This is a genomic window from Mucilaginibacter lacusdianchii (genome assembly GCF_009770985.1).
GTDB classification, from domain to species: Bacteria; Bacteroidota; Bacteroidia; order Sphingobacteriales; family Sphingobacteriaceae; genus Mucilaginibacter; species Mucilaginibacter lacusdianchii.
On the sequence record NZ_WSRW01000002.1, the window covers coordinates 1255502 to 1274176 of the forward strand.

17 protein-coding genes are annotated in these 18675 nt (G+C 42.8%); 10 read left to right on the forward strand and 7 right to left on the reverse strand.

Annotated elements, in window-relative coordinates; all coding sequences use genetic code 11:
• Positions 1-15: 15 nt before the first annotated feature.
• The 3 genes from mgrA to GPM24_RS12355 are packed head-to-tail and all read left to right on the forward strand — an operon-like array spanning position 16 to position 2539.
• Positions 16-1014 carry an L-glyceraldehyde 3-phosphate reductase gene (mgrA, locus tag GPM24_RS12345; RefSeq protein WP_199269733.1) on the forward strand — a complete coding sequence of 333 codons (999 nt, stop codon included), beginning with the start codon at positions 16-18 and terminating at the stop codon, positions 1012-1014.
• The gene (locus GPM24_RS12350; RefSeq protein WP_158827052.1) at positions 1014-1997 is read left to right on the forward strand and encodes a Gfo/Idh/MocA family protein; all 984 of its coding nucleotides are present in this window, start codon (positions 1014-1016) and stop codon (positions 1995-1997) included. Before mgrA ends, GPM24_RS12350 begins: the two co-directional genes overlap by 1 nt.
• Before the next feature lie 23 nt (positions 1998-2020).
• Positions 2021-2539, forward strand: coding sequence for a DUF2911 domain-containing protein (locus tag GPM24_RS12355; RefSeq protein WP_158827053.1), 519 nt, complete (start codon positions 2021-2023; stop codon positions 2537-2539).
• Between the two features lie 52 nt (positions 2540-2591).
• Here the strand turns inward: GPM24_RS12355 and GPM24_RS12360 are convergent, their stop codons facing one another.
• Together GPM24_RS12360 and GPM24_RS12365 are read right to left on the reverse strand one after the other, a co-directional pair.
• Positions 2592-2771, reverse strand: a complete 180-nt coding sequence (locus GPM24_RS12360; RefSeq protein ID WP_158827054.1) for a DUF6496 domain-containing protein — start codon at positions 2769-2771, stop codon at positions 2592-2594.
• Positions 2772-2825: 54 nt separating this feature from the next.
• Positions 2826-3488, reverse strand: coding sequence for a CatB-related O-acetyltransferase (locus GPM24_RS12365; RefSeq protein WP_158827055.1), 663 nt, complete (start codon positions 3486-3488; stop codon positions 2826-2828).
• A 207-nt stretch (positions 3489-3695) separates the two neighbouring features.
• Between GPM24_RS12365 and GPM24_RS12370 the strand changes: the two genes are divergently transcribed.
• Both GPM24_RS12370 and GPM24_RS12375 read left to right on the forward strand, forming a co-directional pair.
• Positions 3696-4574 carry a nucleoside phosphorylase gene (locus GPM24_RS12370; RefSeq protein ID WP_158827056.1) on the forward strand — a complete coding sequence of 293 codons (879 nt, stop codon included), beginning with the start codon at positions 3696-3698 and terminating at the stop codon, positions 4572-4574.
• A gap of 94 nt (positions 4575-4668) precedes the next feature.
• Entirely contained in the window at positions 4669-5769 is a 1101-nt protein-coding gene (locus tag GPM24_RS12375) for an AI-2E family transporter (protein ID WP_158827057.1), read from the forward strand.
• Positions 5770-5775: 6 nt separating this feature from the next.
• On the opposite strand, the gene GPM24_RS12380 is transcribed toward GPM24_RS12375, so the two are convergent.
• Entirely contained in the window at positions 5776-6084 is a 309-nt protein-coding gene (locus GPM24_RS12380) for a hypothetical protein (protein WP_158827058.1), read from the reverse strand.
• 76 nt (positions 6085-6160) lie between these two features.
• On the opposite strand from GPM24_RS12380, the gene GPM24_RS12385 reads away from it, so the two are divergent.
• The gene (locus tag GPM24_RS12385; protein ID WP_158827059.1) at positions 6161-7120 is read left to right on the forward strand and encodes an MBL fold metallo-hydrolase; all 960 of its coding nucleotides are present in this window, start codon (positions 6161-6163) and stop codon (positions 7118-7120) included.
• A 495-nt stretch (positions 7121-7615) separates the two neighbouring features.
• Here GPM24_RS12385 and GPM24_RS12390 read toward each other — a convergent pair whose 3' ends face one another.
• Positions 7616-8212: a tetratricopeptide repeat protein gene (locus GPM24_RS12390; protein WP_158827060.1), complete on the reverse strand. Its 597-nt coding sequence runs from the start codon at positions 8210-8212 to the stop codon at positions 7616-7618.
• Between the two features lie 135 nt (positions 8213-8347).
• On the opposite strand from GPM24_RS12390, the gene guaA reads away from it, so the two are divergent.
• Genes guaA through GPM24_RS12405 form a run of 3 tightly spaced genes read left to right on the forward strand, consistent with a single transcriptional unit; the run spans position 8348 to position 12283 of the window.
• Positions 8348-9877, forward strand: coding sequence for a glutamine-hydrolyzing GMP synthase (gene guaA, locus GPM24_RS12395; protein ID WP_158827061.1), 1530 nt, complete (start codon positions 8348-8350; stop codon positions 9875-9877).
• Complete coding sequence (locus GPM24_RS12400; protein ID WP_158827062.1) at positions 9834-11102, forward strand: ABC transporter substrate-binding protein; 1269 nt, start codon at positions 9834-9836, stop codon at positions 11100-11102. The genes guaA and GPM24_RS12400 overlap by 44 nt, the downstream gene beginning before the upstream one ends.
• Entirely contained in the window at positions 11099-12283 is a 1185-nt protein-coding gene (locus GPM24_RS12405) for an RsmB/NOP family class I SAM-dependent RNA methyltransferase (RefSeq protein ID WP_158827063.1), read from the forward strand. Before GPM24_RS12400 ends, GPM24_RS12405 begins: the two co-directional genes overlap by 4 nt.
• A 121-nt stretch (positions 12284-12404) precedes the next feature.
• Here GPM24_RS12405 and GPM24_RS12410 read toward each other — a convergent pair whose 3' ends face one another.
• From GPM24_RS12410 to GPM24_RS12420, 3 genes are all read right to left on the reverse strand, one after another.
• Complete coding sequence (locus tag GPM24_RS12410; RefSeq protein ID WP_158827064.1) at positions 12405-13043, reverse strand: hypothetical protein; 639 nt, start codon at positions 13041-13043, stop codon at positions 12405-12407.
• A gap of 16 nt (positions 13044-13059) precedes the next feature.
• Positions 13060-14508, reverse strand: coding sequence for a D-alanyl-D-alanine carboxypeptidase/D-alanyl-D-alanine endopeptidase (gene dacB / locus GPM24_RS12415; protein WP_233268819.1), 1449 nt, complete (start codon positions 14506-14508; stop codon positions 13060-13062).
• A gap of 87 nt (positions 14509-14595) precedes the next feature.
• The gene (locus GPM24_RS12420) at positions 14596-16050 is read right to left on the reverse strand and encodes an APC family permease (protein WP_158827065.1); all 1455 of its coding nucleotides are present in this window, start codon (positions 16048-16050) and stop codon (positions 14596-14598) included.
• A gap of 272 nt (positions 16051-16322) precedes the next feature.
• Here GPM24_RS12420 and GPM24_RS12425 point away from each other — a divergent pair, with 272 nt between their 5' ends.
• Positions 16323-18563 carry a sodium-translocating pyrophosphatase gene (locus tag GPM24_RS12425; RefSeq protein ID WP_199269734.1) on the forward strand — a complete coding sequence of 747 codons (2241 nt, stop codon included), beginning with the start codon at positions 16323-16325 and terminating at the stop codon, positions 18561-18563.
• Positions 18564-18675: the final 112 nt, after the last annotated feature.

An 18675-nucleotide genomic window follows, 5' to 3' on the forward strand; every position in this document is an offset into this window, starting at 1 on the left:
CTGAATACCTATATTATGACTTACATAGCTTCCGATAACCGGTATCAAAGCATGCCTTATCGCCGTTGCGGTCGCAGCGGCATACAACTACCAGCTATTTCTTTGGGCTTATGGCACAACTTCGGCGGGGTGGATGTATTTGAAAATTACCGCAAAATATTGCATTTGGCTTTTGACAGCGGCATCACTCATTTTGACTTAGCAAACAATTACGGACCGCCATACGGCTCGGCCGAAGAGAACTTCGGTATCCTGATGAAAAAGGATTTTGCCAGATATCGCGACGAGTTAATTATATCCAGCAAAGCCGGTTATGATATGTGGCCCGGGCCATATGGCAACTTTGGTTCTAAAAAATATCTGGTGGCCAGTTTAGACCAAAGCCTTAAACGCATGGGGTTAGACTATGTAGACATTTTTTATCATCATCGCCCCGATCCGGAAACACCGCTGGAAGAAACCATGTCGGCTTTGGATTTAATTGTTAGGCAGGGCAAGGCATTATATGTAGGTATATCTAACTATCAGGCCGAAGAAGCGCAAAAAGCAATTACCATTTTAAAACAACTAGGTACGCCATGCCTCATTCATCAGCCCAAATATTCGATGTTTGAGCGCTGGGTAGAAGGCGGCTTGCTGGATGTGCTGCAAACTGAAGGCGTAGGTTGTATACCTTTTTCGCCATTGGCCCAAGGTATGCTGACAGATAAATACCTGCATGGCATTCCCGAAGATTCGCGTGCGGCTAAATCAACAGGGCATTTGCAAACCAATCAAATCACCCCTGAAAAGGTTGGGCAGATACAACAACTAAACAACCTGGCGCAGCAACGTGGACAAACACTGGCACAAATGGCCATTGCCTGGTTATTGAAAGACAGCCGCGTAACCTCGGTACTGGTAGGTGCCAGCAAATCAGAGCAATTAGCCGACTCGTTAAAATCGTTAAATAACCTGAGCTTTTCAGCAGATGAGTTAACGCAGATTGAAAATATTTTAAATGCACACGCCTGATGGAAACCATAAACTGGGGAATTATAGGCTGCGGCGATGTGACCGAAAAAAAAAGCGGCCCGGCATTTAACAAGGTACCCGGCAGCAAGCTGGTTGCTGTTATGCGCCGTGACGAGGCAAAGGCTGCGGATTATGCGCATAGGCATAATGTTGCCAGATGGTACAGCGATGCCGGGCAGTTGCTTAGCTACCCTGAGATTAACGCTGTTTATATAGCCACACCACCATCTTCACATTTGGAGTATGCACTGGCTGCGCTTGAAAAGGGATTACCGGTGTATGTTGAAAAGCCGGTAACCCGTAACGCTGCCGAAGCGCAACAACTGGCCGATGCTGTGCAAAAACACAATGGCAAATTGGTAGTGGCCCATTACCGCCGCAGGGTTCCCATGTTTTTAGAAGTCAAAAAGCTGTTAGACAAACAAACCATTGGTGAGGTGCGCACGGTACAAATGCGGCTATGGCAAAGCCGCAAACCAAACTTGGTAACACAAGGTGCACCTAACTGGCGCATCAATCCCGAAATATCTGGCGGCGGCTATTTTCATGACCTGGCCCCGCACCAGCTTGATTTGATGCTTTACTTTTTCGGTGAACCGGCTTTTTATCAAGGGTTCAGCCTAAATCAGTCGGGCGTTAATGAGGCCGACGATCATGTGTGCGGACAGATTTTATTTAAAAACAATGTGGTGTTTAACGGCTCGTGGTGTTTTGATGTAGCCGAAAACCAGAACGTGGATACCTGCGAGATTGTAGGTACCGAAGGCAAAATCAGCTTTTCAGTATTCGGCAATGCCGTTACTGTAGAAACTAGTACCGGCACGCAAAACACAGAGTTTACCCAGCCCGAACATATACAGCAACCCATGATTACCAGCGTAGTAGGTTACCTGCGTGGCGAAGAACCCAACCCTTGCACCATTGAGGAAGCTATAGTGCTGATGAAAATTATTGATACCTTTACTACGCCACCAATTTTATAAGTTTTAACCCAATCAAAACAAATATGAAAAAGTTAATCAAAGTTTCCTTTATTGTTACCTTTATTTTGTCTGCCTTTACCGCTTCGGCGCAAATGGATAAAAGCAAACGCCCTAGTCCGCCGGATACTGTACGTGCAACTACCAGCAAAGGCGTAGCCATTGAAGTAGCTTACAGCCAACCATCAGTTAAAGGCCGCACCATTGGTACTGATATTGCCACTTACGGCAAAGTATGGCGTACCGGTGCAAACGAAGCAACTACCATTCAGTTTAGTAAGGATGTAAAAGTAGAAGGCAAAGCATTGCCAGCAGGCAAGTATGCTATTTATACTATCCCCGGCGAAAAAGAATGGACCATTATGTTCAATAAAGGTGTTAAAAACTGGGGTACCGTTTACAAAGAAGAAGATGATGCTGCACGCGTAACCGTGAAAACACAAAAAGCTTCATCATTTACCGAAAAACTAACTTTTAAGGTTGATGCATCCGGCAAAGTAAGCTTTGCCTGGGGCGATAAAATGGCAGCTTTTGTTGTTAAGTAATTTATAACCATATTAAAATAGAAAAGCCCTGTACATGCAGGGCTTTTCTATTTTATGATTTCTTTTTTGGCACTTTAGCGCCTTCTTTACGCGCTTCGGAGAGGCCAATAGCTACGGCTTGTTTTGGATTGGTCACCTTTTTACCGCTGGTTCCGCTTTTCAGCTTGCCTTCTTTCATTTCGTGCATGGCCTCGCCTACTTTATCTTGTGCTTTTGCTGAGTACTTTGCCATAATGTTTAATTTTAAGCATGGTTACATATTTCTACAAAGCACAAACTTATTTGTTTACCATATGCTTTTGGCAACCTCTTCAAGCGCATCTATATTGTTGCTGTTAATAAGCTTTAAATGTGTGGTGATTTGTTCGGCAGTCCAGTTCCACCAGGCTATATCCAACAGTCGCTCAATATCTGTATCCGCAAATCGCTTACGGATAACGCGCGCGGGGTTACCGCCCACAATGGCATAGTCGGGTATATCTTTGGTTACTACGGCTTCAGAAGCTATGATAGCGCCGTTACCAATACGTACACCAGGCAAAATGGTGGCACCGTTGCCAATCCACACATCATTCCCTACTATGGTATCGCCTTTGTACGGAAATTTGCCATCCATCTCCACCTCGTCAAGCATTTGTTCCCATCCGTTACCGAATATGAAGAACGGGAAGGTAGATATAGGTTTAAGCTCATGGTTGGCGCCATTCATTATAAATTTTACACCTGATGCTATGGCGCAAAACTTACCGATGATGAGTTTATCGCCAATAAAATCGTAATGATAAACAACATTCCGTTCAAAATTATACGGGTCGTCCAGGTCGTGATAATAACTGTAATCGCCCGCGATGATATTGGGTCGAGTAATAATATTTTTAAGGAATACAATTTTTTCCTGATGCGGCATAGGATGCACCATGTTGGGGTTAGGGCCAATATTACTGGTCATAAAAAGAAATTAAACATGAAAACTAATGTTAATAGCTTGCAGGGATGGGTATGACCTGTAATCTTACAGCGCAGAAGATAATGAAGCAGAAATAAAAGCCGACAGGTCGGGTTATATTACCATTGGAGTAAGTGCTTTATGTTTAAAGCGTTACAAAACTACGCAAAATTGGTTACCATCAAAATACAACTTTGATACCTTTGCTAGATGAGTTACATTTCTGAAACCGACTTAATTTTAAATGCCGATGGCAGCGCCTACCATATCAACTTGTTTCCGCACGAAGTGGCCGACACTGTTATTACCGTAGGCGATCAGGACCGTGTTGCCGAGGTAAGTAAATATTTTGACCACATCGAAATAAGAAAAGGCAAACGCGAATTTGTAACGCATACCGGTCGCATCGGCAATAAACGTATCACCGTTATTTCAACCGGCATTGGTACCGATAATATTGATATTATTTTGAATGAGCTGGATGCCCTGGTAAATATAGACTTGCAAACGCGCCTGGTAAAATCAGATCTAAAATCATTAAACATCATTCGTATCGGCACATCGGGTGCCGTGCAAGCATATATTGAAGTGGATAGCCTGCTGGTATCGGCCAGCGCTATTGGCCTGGATCCGTTGATGCATTATTACACTCATTCATTAAATAGCGAAGAAACGCAGCTTTTGAACGCCTTCAAAGCTACGCTACCCGAAAGTTATTTACTCAACCCTTACTTTGCAACAGCCGGCCAGCAACTATTGTCAACTTTAGGAATTGGCTTACAGCACGGTGTCACTATTACAGCCCCGGGCTTTTATACCCCGCAAGGCCGGCAGGTAAGAGCTCAAAACGCCGTACCGGATTTAATGGATATCATTCAACAATTTGAAGCAGGCCACCAGCGAATAACAAATTTAGAAATGGAAACGGCCGGCATTTATGGCCTGGCTGGTAATTTAGGGCATAAAGCTTTATCATTTAATATCATTTTGGCCAACCGGATAACACAGCAGTTCAGTAAACAACCATTGCAAATAATGGACCATTACATCAAGCAAATTTTAGAACGAATTGTAACAAGTACATTCTAAATATATGCGCTTTCTCAAAACGGCAAAAACATATCTGTCAGCCTAATGTTAAGCCCCTGAATACTGTAAGTTATTGACCTTATTTTAGCCCGTTATGATTATAAAACAAACTCAGGTACCTTTTTATGCTAAACTTGCTCTGGTACTTATTGGCCTGATTACCCTGGGTTACCTAATCATGATAGGCAAAGAACTGCTAGACCCGCTGATGTTCGGGTTTTTATTCGCGATTTTATTGCTGCCGGTAAGCAACTTTTTAGAAAGACGTTTCAAACTTCCGCGAAGTGCGGCCGGCTTTGTGTCGATATTATTGCTGGTAGCCTTCGTTGGTGGCATCATGTATTTAGTAGCGTCACAAATATCTCAATTATCACATGACTGGCCTCTACTGAAACAACAGATCAGCAAATCATCGCACGATATTCAGCTTTGGGTGCAAGATACCTTCCATGTAAATACCGAAAAGCAGAGAGTATATATTGATGATACTACCAGCAAAATCATGGCATCTGGCGGAGCCGTGCTGGGAACTACATTTGGTGCTGTATCGTCCCTGTTCCTGTTTTATGCCTTCATCATGATTTTCACTTTCTTGATACTGCTTTACCGCCGCTTGCTGTTTAAGTTCGTATTGAAAGTATTTGGCGAAGAAGAAGGCCAAACCAGTGTAGTATATGAAATTGTAGAAAACATACAGCGCATACTTAGACAATACATAGTAGGCTTATTGTTAGAAATGCTGATTGTATCGGCAGTAGCTTGTATTGTATTTTTGATCATCGGTGTTAAGTATGCCGTGTTGTTGGGCGTTATTACCGGCTTATTCAATATTATACCTTACATCGGTATCTTTTCGGCACTGGCACTAAGCAGCTTAATTACTTTTGCTACCGGGGCAGTTGCCAAGGCCGTTATTGTAGCTATAGCGGTAATTGTAATTCACTTGTTGGATGCTAACTTGCTATTACCCCTAGTGGTAGGTTCAAAGGTTCGGCTAAATGCCCTCATCACCTTTTTAGGCATTGTACTGGGCGAAATGCTTTGGGGGTTATCAGGCATGTTCTTATCCATCCCTACCATTGCCATCATGAAAATTATTTTTGATCATGTTGAAGGATTAAAACCTTGGGGTTATCTTTTGGGTGGCGATTATGAGTATGAAGAGCAAGCGCAAAAAAAGATGAAAACAGAATAGAACTTACTAGACCACCGATTGCGCAATTCGCATGAATATGGCCATGCCATAAATCATCAGCATTACGGTGTTTACTATCAGCAGCCAATTTAAATCTGCCTCGCGATACTTTTTAATGGTACACAATACCAGTAATGTTATAAATCCTAAAATAAGCAGAATTGGGAAGATGAGTGGCCATTGATCCAACCGGATAGATCCCAAATGCTTCAGATTGTCCTGATAGTGTATTGCTGCTGCAAAAGCGAGTATTATCAGTAAAAAGAATACTCTTACCAACAATTTCGCTATCAGTGCGCTGTTCATTTTCATCATGCCGCTAAATTAACTTTAAACCCTATAACCGGCAAATACTCGGTTTGCTTTACTTTTGCCGGTACAATTAACAGGTATGCTTTCCGTATTATATAAAAATGCCCTGCTTAGCTTTTTGCTTTTCATTATGGCAGCTACAACATTTGCGCAAACCAGGTCTTTTCAGTTGGTGCCCTTAGGTGTTAAAGGCGGCATCGACGAAAGTAACCTATCAGCCTACCTGGTAGCACCTTATGGCAGTAGCAACTATATATGTTTAGATGCCGGAACCTTGCATGCGGGCATTGAAAAAGCTATTGCCAATAAAGTTTTCAGCATTCCGGCCGAACAAGTACTTAAAAAATACATCAAAGCTTACTTTATATCACACTCACATTTAGACCACCTGAGTGGCTTGCTGATCAATTCACCCGACGATACGGCCAAAACCATTTATGCCAATGCGGATTGTATTGACGTTTTTAAAAACAACTACTTTACCTGGAAAAGCTGGGCCAATTTTGCCAACGATGGAGAGAAGCCGCAGCTTGGCAAATACCGTTATGAAGTACTTGCACCGGGTAAAGAAATAAGCGTTAATGGTACAGCATTAAAAGTGCAGTCTTTTCCACTTAGTCATTCTAACCTACAAAGCACCGCTTTTTTAGTAAACAACAACGGCAGCTACCTGCTGTATTTGGGCGATACTGGGCCCGATGAAATTGAAAAAAGCCATAACCTGCAAAACTTGTGGCAAGCAGTTGCACCGCTTATTAAAACCGGGCAGCTTAAAGCGATAATGATTGAAGTTTCGTTTGCAAATGAACAGCCCGATAAAACCTTGTTTGGGCATTTCACACCCAACTGGCTCATGAAAGAGATGAGCACCCTAAGCCAGTTAACAGGCGTAAAGGCATTACAAAGCTGTAAAATAATTGTTACACATGTAAAACCGCCACAAAGTCAAATCAATCATATTATACAGCAACTCAAAGACATAAATTCATTGCACCTTAACCTCATCTATCCTAAACAAGGAAAGCCTATTTTATTCTAAAAAAATATTGTATCAATTTGCACCTGCTATTCGTAAAGGTCTGGTTGAAGGGCATACTACACCCCTTTATTTTAATTAATAATTTATTTTAATTTAAGTTAATGTTAATTTCATGGCTTAATTTTTGATATTATTTTAAAATAATGGTCTTTAAACCAGCCTTTTTTAGAAATTATACTATTTACTAAACATGAACAAAGACTTACCTAAAGTTACTCACAAAGAAACAGTTGCTACTTTAACAATAATTGCATTCCTCGTAATAAGCGTAATTGTTGTTATTTTAGGCTTTATTGGCATTTTCTAACTTGCAGGCACCAGGTACTACGCTGGTGCCTCGTTCATTTTTCAAAGTGAAATTTTTAATTATTCTATCTTATCATATATAAAAGCCTATCATCAATTTCAACCACTTAAATTTACAACTTGTATATTTTTGTCTATACTCTTATAAGTTGTATACTATTAACCACAGTCTTTTTACATCATTCATATTTAATTTTCATCCAAAATAGTAAGGCAGTTTTTGCTCAACTGCGCTATCCGCTCATTTAGAGACGCCAGGCCGGAAGTATTTTGAGTGTTTTTGAATAAAGTTTTGATCAATGCCAACGTTTCATCACTTGGGTCACAGGCCTGGGCTTTTTCCAAATGTGGCAAGGCTTTATTCACCATAGCTTTGTATTCAGCTGCAATTGTAGTGTTAGCTTGTTTATTTCCTGCACTTGCGTTTAGCTTTTTTGCCAAATCATTAGCTTTACTTACATAAATGTATCCTAAAGCTCGGTGTACTACATAAAAATCAGGCACGGCAACAGCCACTTTTTCATAAAGCGGCAGGGCCTTGTCCAATTGATTGGCATCTTCATAAAGCTTGGCCATGCTGTTACTAAAACTAATCTGGCTTTTAGCGGGCAACTTGTCTGTTACGGGCAAAACCTCGGCACCGAGTTTAAATGCATCTTCGGTGCGTCCTTCTAGCCTGGCCAAGTTAAAATCAACGTATTTATCATACACGGCATCGGCCGTTTGTGCTTTTACTGTAACTGAAAAGGTTATTAATGTTAAAGCAGACAAAAAATATTTGAGCATAATACGCATAGTTGGTAGATGAATTTTTCCTTAAAAATAATGTTTTGAGCGTAATTATGAGCAATGGTTTATTGGTAAACGCATCAATATCAAATCTCTTATCTTACATCTCACAGCAAAAAACTATCTTTGCCCATGCAAGAAAAAATCCTCATTCTTGACTTTGGCTCACAGTTTACACAGCTGATTGCCCGTCGCGTCAGAGAACTCAATATCTATTGCGAGATTCATCCTTTCAATCATTTTCCGGAAATTGACAGCACTATAAAAGGTATTATCCTTTCTGGTAGCCCTTACTCGGTTCGTCAGGAAGATGCACCACAGTTTGATTTTGCACCTTACCATGGCAAGATGCCTATTTTAGGTGTGTGCTATGGTGCGCAATACCTGGCGCAGCACAACGGCGGTGATGTACAAGCCTCCAGCACACGCGAGTACGGCCGGGCCAATCTGCAATACATTAATGAAGCTAACCCGTTGTTTAAAGAAGTGCCTGCATCATCACAAGTTTGGATGTCGCACGGTGATACTATTAAACAAGTAGCTGATGATTTTGACATTATCGCCAGCACCGACAGCGTACGCGTAGCGGCTTACCAGATTAAAGGCACACAAACCTACGGTATACAATTCCACCCAGAGGTAACTCACAGTACCGACGGCAAGCAACTGTTGCAAAACTTCTTGGTAGACATCTGCGGCTGTAAGCAAGACTGGACTTCCGAATCGTTCATCGATACTACAGTAGCATCGCTTAAAGAAAAGCTAGGGAATGATAAAGTAGTTTTAGGTCTTTCAGGCGGTGTAGATTCATCCGTTGCTGCTGTTTTACTGCACCAAGCCATCGGCAAAAACCTGTACTGCATTTTTGTAGACAACGGTTTATTACGTAAAGATGAGTTTGAATCGGTATTAGATTCATACAAGCACATGGGCCTAAACGTTCGTGGTATTGACGCTAAACAGCGCTTTTACGATGCTTTAGCCGGTTTAACCGATCCGGAGAAAAAACGTAAAGCCATTGGCCGTGTATTTATCGAAGTATTTGATGATGCCGCCCATGAGGTACAGGATGTTAAATGGTTGGGACAAGGTACTATTTATCCTGACGTAATAGAATCTGTATCGGTAAAAGGTCCGTCAGCTACCATCAAATCGCACCATAACGTAGGCGGCTTACCCGACTTTATGAAGTTGAAAGTGGTTGAACCGCTGAATACTTTGTTTAAAGACGAAGTGCGCCGTGTAGGTAAATCTTTAGGTATTGATGACAACATTTTAGGTCGCCATCCATTCCCTGGTCCGGGCTTAGCTATCCGCATATTGGGTGAGGTAACGCCCGAGAAGGTAAACATTTTGCAACAGGCCGATGCAATTTATATCAACAATTTGCGGTCGGCAGGTGTTTACGATAAAGTTTGGCAAGCCGGCGCCATTTATTTGCCGGTACAATCGGTAGGTGTAATGGGCGATGAGCGTACGTATGAAAACGTAGTTTGCTTACGCGCAGTGGAATCACTGGATGGCATGACAGCCGACTGGTGCCATTTGCCTTACACCCTGCTGGCCAAAATATCAAACGAAATTATCAACAACGTAAAAGGAATAAACCGGGTTGTATATGACATTAGTTCGAAACCACCGGCTACCATTGAGTGGGAATAAACAGCTGTTTTGGGTACTAGGCTTGCTTATAGTAAGCGCCTGTTCACCTAAAGTGCAACCTGTTACTAAAACTGCGCCGCCAAAAGCGGCGCAGCCTGTTACAACGGTACCCCAATCAGCCACAACACCTGCAAAACCTGCAGGTACCGTATCTGGCAAAACCTCGGCAATTGCTATGTTGCTGCCTTTTAACCTGGATAAACTGAATTCGTTAAAAGGCTATAACAAGGCCGACCTGAAAAAGGCGAATATTGCCATTGATTATTACCAAGGTTTCCGCCTGGCGCTCGATTCTTTAACCAACCTGGGTTATAATTATCGCTTGCAGCTGTTTGATACCAAAGATGAACCTGGCTACACGCACAGTTTGTCTACCAACCCGGCCATTCGTAATAGCAACTTAATTGTAGGCCCTGTTTTTCCGGAAGGTATTAAATCATTCACCGGCAGGCCTGCATCGGTAAACAAACCTTTACTGTCTCCCCTTTCCCCTGCGTCGCCTGCCGAGTTTGGTAACCCTAACCTGATTACAGTTAATCCGCCTTTAGAATATCATGCCTGGCATGCTGCCCGCTATATTAGTAAAGTATTAAGGGCAAAGCGGGTTTTTGTATTAAAGTCGGGCTTTAGTGAAGATAACAAGTATACTGTTCCATTTCAAAAATTTATAGATAGCCTGGGCCGCAAAAAGGTTAGGGTAATCAACCTGAATGTGGTACGTGGCAAACTTACACCGCTTTTAGCACAATTATCTAAAACCGAAGAAAACGTATTTATGGTACCATCGGTAAACCAGCAATTTTTGATGGTTACCATGCGTTCATTAGACACACTGCGTAAAAATTATCCGGTTACCGTGTTTGGACACCCTAACTGGGACAAATTTGCCTTTTTGAAAGCGGATTTGTTACAACGCTTAAAAGTACATATCACTGCTGCCGAACGGGTAAATTACCGTGCGCCGGCCACCATAACTTTTATAAAAGCTTACCGTAAGCATTTTAACAGCGAGCCTAGCACATATGCTTATAAAGGTTTTGATGATGGCTTATACTTTGGACAACTACTGGCTCAGGACAATAATGAACTAAACCATTTAGACCGGCATAATTATACGGCTTTGCATAACGGTTTCAGTTTTGAAAAAAAGCCAGGCTTAGGTTGGGTAAATACACATGTTAGCATTTTGAAATATGCTAATTACGAATTAAGGCTAGTAGAATGAAAGCGCTCAATCAATTAAAAACCTTTCAACGCATTTTAAGCGAATACCCTGCCGATACGCCATTGGGTAAGTTTTTGCCAGGTTTTTTCAGGCAAAACAAACAAATGGGTTCTACCGACCGCCGCGTGGCCAGCAGGTTAATTTACAACTATTTTCGATTAGGCAGTGCGCTGGCTAACTTGCCGGCCGAAGATCGTTTGATGGTAGCTGAATTTTTATGTAATAATCAGGTAAACTCCTTTTTACAGCATTTTAAACCGGAATGGGCCAACTGTGTAGGTTTTGAATTAGATGAAAAGATCACTATGATCAAAACAGCCTATCCAGCTTTCAGGCTCGAAGATATTTATCCTTGGCTGGAACATTTGTCGGCAGGCATTGATAAAGAAGCATTTTTAAAATCATTTTTCATACAGCCCGATTTATACATACGGGTACGCAAGGGCTTTGAACAACAGGTAAAAGCAGAACTAAAGAAAGCCGAAATTTCGTTTAAAGATGAAGGCAGCAACTGCCTAACATTGCCAAATGGCACACGGTTGGAAAACATTTTTCCTAATCAGCACTGGTTTGAGGTACAGGATTATTCATCGCAACAAACCGCCCGTTATTTCAAGCCAAGTCGCTGGGAAAACTGGTGGGATGCCTGCGCCGCATCGGGCGGTAAATCGCTGCTATTGCATGATCAGGAGCCGGATTTGAAACTGGTGGTATCAGATGTACGGGAAAATATTCTGGCTAATCTGGACGAACGCTTTAGACAAGCGGGCATTAACCGTTACCAGAAAAAGATTCTGGACCTGACGCAAAACCCTGACTTCATTATGCACAATTATGCCTTCGACGGCATCATTTTGGATGCACCCTGTACCGGCTCGGGCACCTGGGGCCGCACGCCGGAACTGGTAACACAATTCAACCCACACCGCATTGCTTTCTTTCAGCGTTTGCAGCAAAGCATTGCCCGCAATGTAGTTAAGTATCTAAAGCCCGGTAAAGCACTTATCTATATTACCTGCTCGGCCTTTAAAGCCGAGAATGAAGAGAACGTGGACTTCTTGGTCAAAGAATTAGGCTTGCAATTGGAAGAAATGCAGGTATTGAAAGGCTATGAGCGTAAGGCAGATACTATGTTTGTGGCAAGGTTGATTGCACCGGGTGAGGTGGAAAATAAGCCATAAACTCCCTGTCATTTCGAGTGATACGAGAAATCTTTTGAGAGCGATTAGTTAGCTAGTCACATTCAAAATTTCTTACTATAATTCGAGATAACGTTTTTTTAAAAATGATTTAACGTCTTGGTCAGTTCCTCAGAAATTGTATTTGACGATTTTTGCTAAAAACAGATACGCACATTATAGTAAATAACAAAAGAGGACTCCAGTAATCTTTAAGCGTGACTTGCAGCGATGTCATATACCTTTGACATGCCGATGGTTGTGAATATAAAAGACCTGTACCACACATTAAAACTTTAATTTTCAGTCCATTATCTATTTTATGAAAGTCCCAAAAGGCATAAAAATGATCTTGGTAAGGCATGTATGTTTTTAAACCTATTTCTTTAACCTTATTTACGGCCTCTACTAAAGTCCAATATTTTGCTTTTTTGCCAAAATGTATATCCACACCCTGAGTATCATCCTTAGCTGCTTTCCACCGTTTTAACATTAGTTGAGCATATTTTAAACTCACACTATCTTCAGCATCGTTTCCGGTAAGATCTAAAACTAAATACTTTTTCTTAGCCGGTATCCTATATGCAGGAGGAAACGTTTTATTAGTCACCGAATCAAAGAATACAATATCCATCGCACGAATTGGCTCAAAAGCTTTGTGCTGATGCAGCCACCATATACAAAGTGCAGGTAATAACACTAAACTAATCAGTCCGGCAGGATAATATATTTTGCGATGAGGTTTATAGCCTAACAGCTTCATAACCAAATATAAGCTTCTACTTCAACTCATCCAACACCTTAAACAGCTTTTGCCTTACAGCAGTGGTAGAACCGTTATAGTTGTTAATAATAGCCGAAAAGCATAACCTGCGGCCTTGGTGGGTTTGATAACCGGCATAGGCCACTACACCACCAATGGTGCCGCTTTTCATTTTCATGTTATTGTACAGGGGCAAACTTTCATAAAAAGCGGGGTACCAGTCTTGGCCAACGGCAGTCTGCAAGATGTGGGCAACGGTGTTAGTAGTTACCCTATCGCCTGGAGAAAGGCCACTGCCGTCGTACAAACGCAAGGTATTAATATCTATGCCGCGCGCCTTCCAAAAGTTTTGCAGCGTTTCCACGCCGCTTTGGGTGGAGATGGGGTGATTGCTTTTCCAAGCGATGGTTTTCAACAGCTGCTCGGCATACAAATTAATACTTTCGCGGTTTAGCCAGTACACGATCTGGCTTAATACCGGTGATGATATGGTAGCTAACGTAGTATTCAATGCAGGTAACAGTACCGCCTTTGATGCAAGCGTAGTTCCAGACTCCGGCTCGCCACTTACGGCAATGCCTATCCGTTTTAGCGTGTCACTTAAACGCCAGGCCGCATCAAAGGCAGGATCGGGCAAGGCCACGCTAATGCTTTTTTTGGCTTTATCTACCGCATAATGCCCACGGATGTACATCAGTTTGTTACCTATAGGCATGTAGGGGTAAGATTGGTCGCCACTGCCGGCAGGGCCATTTTTTACTTCGCTTTTAAAGGTAAAATACGGCATATCGGGCACGGTTTTAACTACGCTCACCAATGTACCCACAGGGCCCAACTGGTACTTGATATCAAAACTGTTTTCGCGCCAGCACAGGGCCGATGTTCCGGCACCATAGTATGTGCCCATGTCTTGCCATATCCATCCATCAGGTACCGATTGGGTATCGAACATAGTATCATCGCCAATTACACTACCATTAATTTGCTTAATGCCGGCTTGTTTTAGTGCAGCCACCATACGGCTCAGCACTACCCCCTCTTTGGTTGAGGGCCATCGCCAGCTACCCAGTGTTGGGTCGCCACCGCCTTTAATGATCACATCGCCATTTAACGTACCGGTGCTGACGTCAATGCTACCGCTGTAACCAATCTGCGTTTGGTACTGAAAGTCTTTTCCCAACAGGTTAAAAGCAGTAATGGAAGTCACCGTTTTTAGCGTAGATGCCGGCGCCAAACCCATGTTAGGGTTCGCGGTAAAAACCGTTTCACCGGTTTGTGCATCCAATACCGTTAACGATATGGAAGCATACTGGCACTGGCTATCCTGCTGTAAGCGGTTAAAAGCAGTTTGTAAGTTTTGCTCTAACGTTTGGGCATAAGTACTAAAAGCGGTAAAAACAAACCCTAAAATGCTTATGCTTTTTTTTATCTGTGTAGAAGTTTTAAATAATATGCCGTTCTTCAAAATCCAATAAATTATCCGTATCAGTAAACTAGTTCTAATCAACTAATTCGGATAGCCGCAAAAAGTTTCTGAAATAATAAATAACTGTTACGCCGGGGTTTCATATTCTACCGTTTCATCGTGCTTTACATTGCGTTGTGTGAGGTAATAAATCGGAATCCCAATCAATACGATAAGCAGGCCATATTTAGTATAATCCGTTTTATAAATAATAAGTAATCCGCAAAATGCTAAACCCATCAATATATAGATTGCCGGCAGAATTGGGTAACCAAATGCTTTATAAGGCCTTGGTGCGTCCGGACGTTTAATACGTAGAATGTAAATACCAATAATAGTAAGCATGTAAAAGATCACCACCACAAACGAAATCATATCCAGCAAATCGCCATACTTACCACTTAAGCATAGTAAGCAAGCCACCAGGCATTGTATCCACAAGCCAAACTCGGGTACAGCATTTTCGTTCAGGGTGCCGGTTTTTTTGAAAAACAAACCGTCTTTAGCCATGGTGTAATACACCCGCGCACCGGCCAGAATCAAGCCGTTGTTGCAACCAAAGGTGGATATCATAATCATAACGGCGATGATGATGGTGCCGATGTTGCCAAAAATAACATGTGATGCCGCTACCGCTACTCTATCCTTTTCGGCCGAGGCAATCTCCTGCAAAGGTAGTACAGCAGTGTACATTACGTTGGCTGATACATAGATAAGCGTTACGATAAGCGTACCCAAAAATAAACTCAAACCAATATTACGCTGCGGATTTTTCATCTCGCCGGCTATAAAGGTGACGTTATTCCAGGCATCGCTACTAAAAATAGAGCCAACCATTGATGCTGCAATAGCCCCCATGGCAGCAGCCGTGGTGTACGATGTAAGGCTGCCATCTTTACTCAGGCCATGCAAATTCCAGGCATTGCTCCAGTTGGCATGCCATACATCACCTTTTAGCATAATAAAACCAAAAGCTATTAACCCGAATAAGCTAAGCAATTTGGTTAGCGTAAAAGTGGTTTGGATAATTTTACCGCCTTTTACCCCTTTAGTATTAATGTAAGTGAGGATGACGATTAATACGATAGACACCAATTGTGCAGCACTTAGCGTAAAGTTATAACCACCAATAGGCACCTGCACCAGTATATTATCTTCGCTTACGGCAGGTATCAGATAAGCTGCAAATTTGGAAAAGGCCACCCCTACCGCAGCAATGGTTCCGGTTTGGATGACGGCAAAAAAGCTCCAGCCATATAAAAAGGCAATTAATTTATTGTAGGCTTCTTTAAGGTAAACATACTGCCCGCCAGCTTTAGGGAACATGGCGCTTAGTTCGCCATAACTTACAGCGGCGGTCAATGTCATAAATCCGGTAATCAGCCATACGGCAATCAGCCAGCCGGCCGAGCCCACGTTGCGGATAATATCGGCACTTACAATAAAAATACCTGAGCCAATCATAGAACCGGCCACCAGCATGGTGCCATCCAGCAAGCCCAGTTCATGCTTCAGGTGAGGTTGTTTAGGATTATTTTCCATTAAAAGTTACAGCTTCAAAGCCCTAATCTATTTAAAAAATGTCACAATGCTTATTGTCGTCATTTTTTAAAATGTAACAACTCGGCTATGTGCGTTCTCTTTTAGTAATTTCATATTGATAACACTTAAAAATCCGCATTAAATTAAGGCAATTCTTAACAACCTCACATCAACCATAAAAACCTGTACATCAATACATAACACTAAATCTTTCCAATAATTTTTCGCACATTAGTGAATACCAATTATTCACTTCTAACCAATATTAACTTATGGATTTCGTGTACCACAATTTCATCTACCTTATTCCGGTAATAGGGTTGATAGGCCTTGTTGCTATGTCTGTAAAATCGGCCTGGGTTACCAAGCAACCTTCGGGCGATGCTAACATGAACCAGCTGGCCGGTTACATTGCCGATGGTGCCATGGCATTTTTACGTGCCGAATGGAAAGTGTTGAGTTATTTTGCAGTGATCGCTATCATTCTGCTGGCATATTCGGGTACTACGGTGCCTACCTCCAGCCCGGTTATTGCCGTGTCATTTATCATCGGGGCATTTTTATCGGCTTTTGCTGGTTACCTGGGTATGCGCATTGCCACCAAGGCCAATGTACGTACTACGGAAGCAGCCAAAAGCAGTTTAGCGAAAGCCCTTAATGTATCTTTTACCGGAGGCACCGTGATGGGTTTGGGTGTGGCCGGTCTGGCGGTATTAGGTTTGGGGTCGTTATTTATTTTATTCTATCATATTTACGTGGTTAAAACCGGCGGTAACGTAAACGGCGAGGCCATGTCAAAAGCGCTGGAAGTACTGGCAGGGTTCTCGCTCGGTGCCGAGTCTATCGCCCTGTTTGCCCGCGTAGGCGGCGGCATTTATACCAAAGCGGCCGACGTAGGTGCCGACCTGGTAGGCAAAGTGGAAGCCGGCATCCCAGAAGACGACGTGCGCAATCCGGCCACCATTGCCGATAATGTGGGCGACAATGTTGGCGACGTAGCCGGTATGGGGGCCGACTTATTTGGCTCATATGTAGCCACCATACTGGCTACTATGGTACTGGGTCGCGAAATAGTGTCGCGCGATGCATTCGGTGGCATTGCTCCTGTGCTGTTGCCTATGGTTATTGCCGGATTGGGGTTAATATTCTCCATCATCAGCGCATCATTTGTACGCATTAAAAACGAGACCGATAGTGTGCAAAAAGCGTTGAACGTGGGCAACTGGTCATCCATAATACTTACAGCCATAGCTACTTTTTTTGTAGTGCGATGGATGTTGCCTGAAGATGACTTTTATCTGATTCGTGATTTAGATGCCGATGGTCATGTTAAAACCGGGGCTTTAGTATTTAATAAAACCGGCGTATTCTTATCTATTGTAGTAGGGTTAATTGTAGGTACACTTATGTCCATCATCACCGAATATTATACCGCTATGGGTAAACGCCCAGTGATGAGCATCATCCGGCAATCTTCAACTGGGCATGCCACCAATATTATTGGCGGCTTGGCAGTAGGTATGGAATCAACTGTGTTGCCTATACTTGTTTTAGCGGCAGGTATTTATGGCTCGTACCACTTTGCGGGCCTGTATGGGGTAGCCATTGCCGCCGCCGGCATGATGGCTACCACCGCCATGCAACTGGCCATCGACGCTTTTGGCCCCATTGCCGATAACGCCGGCGGTATTGCCGAAATGAACCAACTGCCCGAAGAAGTACGTCACCGCACCGATAATCTGGATGCCGTTGGTAATACCACTGCCGCCACAGGTAAAGGTTTTGCTATTGCATCGGCTGCGTTAACCTCGTTAGCCTTGTTTGCTGCCTTTGTAGGGGTAGCAGGAATTGAGCATATTGATATTTACAAAGCCAATGTATTGGCCGGCTTGTTTGTAGGCAGCATGATTCCGTTCATTTTCTCGGCGCTGTGTATATCAGCGGTTGGCCGGGCGGCCATGGCAATGGTTGAAGAAGTGCGCCGGCAGTTTCGTGAGATACCGGGCATTATGGAATACAAGGCCAAACCTGAATACGAAAAATGTGTGGCTATATCAACCAAGGCCTCTATCCGCGAAATGGTAGCGCCGGGACTTATTGCGCTTATCACTCCCATTATCATCGGCTTTGCTTTTGGTCCGGAAGTACTGGGCGGGTTGCTGGCCGGTGTAACCGTATCGGGCGTACTGATGGGTATTTTCCAGAGCAATGCAGGCGGTGCCTGGGATAACGCCAAAAAATCATTTGAAAAAGGCGTAGAAATTAATGGTGAGATGCACTACAAAAAGTCCGACCCGCATAAAGCTTCGGTAACCGGCGATACCGTTGGCGATCCGTTTAAAGATACATCGGGCCCTTCGATGAACATATTAATTAAGCTGATGTCAATCGTATCATTGGTAATTGCACCGCACTTGAATCATGAAGTTGATACCAATAAGCGGATACAGAAAGAAATTAATAAACAATCCTTGAACATACCCACAATAATTAAAACAGATAAATATTTGTAAAGGTACAAAACGGAGCATTCTAAGCGGAAGGCTCTGTTTTTTATGCATACTTGCCTGCAAGATGGTCCCTTAATTCTTGTTTGAAGTAAACGCAGTTAAGTAAACAGATAAA

Coding starts and splice junctions, on each gene's coding strand:
- mgrA (WP_199269733.1), top strand. CDS start 16: ATGACTTACATAGCTTCCGATAACCGGTATCAAAGCATGCCTTATCGC.
- GPM24_RS12350 (WP_158827052.1), top strand. CDS start 1,014: ATGGAAACCATAAACTGGGGAATTATAGGCTGCGGCGATGTGACCGAA.
- GPM24_RS12355 (WP_158827053.1), top strand. CDS start 2,021: ATGAAAAAGTTAATCAAAGTTTCCTTTATTGTTACCTTTATTTTGTCT.
- GPM24_RS12360 (WP_158827054.1), bottom strand. CDS start 2,771: ATGGCAAAGTACTCAGCAAAAGCACAAGATAAAGTAGGCGAGGCCATG.
- GPM24_RS12365 (WP_158827055.1), bottom strand. CDS start 3,488: ATGACCAGTAATATTGGCCCTAACCCCAACATGGTGCATCCTATGCCG.
- GPM24_RS12370 (WP_158827056.1), top strand. CDS start 3,696: ATGAGTTACATTTCTGAAACCGACTTAATTTTAAATGCCGATGGCAGC.
- GPM24_RS12375 (WP_158827057.1), top strand. CDS start 4,669: ATGATTATAAAACAAACTCAGGTACCTTTTTATGCTAAACTTGCTCTG.
- GPM24_RS12380 (WP_158827058.1), bottom strand. CDS start 6,084: ATGATGAAAATGAACAGCGCACTGATAGCGAAATTGTTGGTAAGAGTA.
- GPM24_RS12385 (WP_158827059.1), top strand. CDS start 6,161: ATGCTTTCCGTATTATATAAAAATGCCCTGCTTAGCTTTTTGCTTTTC.
- GPM24_RS12390 (WP_158827060.1), bottom strand. CDS start 8,212: ATGCTCAAATATTTTTTGTCTGCTTTAACATTAATAACCTTTTCAGTT.
- guaA (WP_158827061.1), top strand. CDS start 8,348: ATGCAAGAAAAAATCCTCATTCTTGACTTTGGCTCACAGTTTACACAG.
- GPM24_RS12400 (WP_158827062.1), top strand. CDS start 9,834: ATGACATTAGTTCGAAACCACCGGCTACCATTGAGTGGGAATAAACAG.
- GPM24_RS12405 (WP_158827063.1), top strand. CDS start 11,099: ATGAAAGCGCTCAATCAATTAAAAACCTTTCAACGCATTTTAAGCGAA.
- GPM24_RS12410 (WP_158827064.1), bottom strand. CDS start 13,043: ATGAAGCTGTTAGGCTATAAACCTCATCGCAAAATATATTATCCTGCC.
- GPM24_RS12420 (WP_158827065.1), bottom strand. CDS start 16,050: ATGGAAAATAATCCTAAACAACCTCACCTGAAGCATGAACTGGGCTTG.
- GPM24_RS12425 (WP_199269734.1), top strand. CDS start 16,323: ATGGATTTCGTGTACCACAATTTCATCTACCTTATTCCGGTAATAGGG.